The sequence below is a fragment of the Dietzia sp. E1 genome, from assembly GCF_014145015.1.
Lineage (GTDB): Bacteria > Actinomycetota > Actinomycetes > Mycobacteriales > Mycobacteriaceae > Dietzia > Dietzia cinnamea_A.
On sequence record NZ_JAALDU010000549.1, the window covers coordinates 1 to 548 of the forward strand.

The window sequence follows — 548 nt, forward strand, 5'->3', positions numbered from 1 at the left end:
ACGGTGCGCATGTGGCGGGCGAGCAGGGTGGCGGTGTCCTCGTCGAGGCGGCCGGTTTCCATGGCCTCGACCAGGGTGGGGAAGCGGGTGATCAGGGTGCGGGCCCGGGTGAGCAGGGTGCGGGCGCGGTTGTTGTGCACGCCGTAGGCGGCGACGATCTCGGCGCAGGCGATGTGGAAGGGGTCGATGACGGCGTGCTCGGGCCGCAGGTCGATCTCGGGGTCGTAGCCGGCGGCCAGGTCGCGCCGTTCCTGCTCGTCCTCGCACACGGTGTAGAGGTCGTAGCAGGCGCGCAGGCGGGCGGCGGCGGCGATGTTCTCGGCGTACAGGGCCTGCACGGCGGCGGCGCCGGCCGCGGCGATGGCGGGACAGTCGACGGAGCCGCCATCGGCGCGGCGATCTGCCCTGTGATCAGCGCCGTGATCGCCGCCCGGGTGCGGTTGTGGTGCTCGTGTCATCGGCCGTGCCCGCCCCCTTGGCGTGGGTGTGATCGCCGCCCGACCGGGCGATGATCGCTCGTGTGTTCGATCAAGTGAACACTAGCAACC

General features: G+C 71.9%; 1 protein-coding gene. It reads right to left on the reverse strand.

All coding sequences use genetic code 11. From position 1 onward, the window contains the following. On the reverse strand, positions 1–458 hold a 458-nt coding region (locus G6030_RS15355; RefSeq protein ID WP_182643709.1), incomplete at its 3' end, for a DUF222 domain-containing protein. Between the last annotated feature and the right edge of the window lie 90 nt (positions 459–548).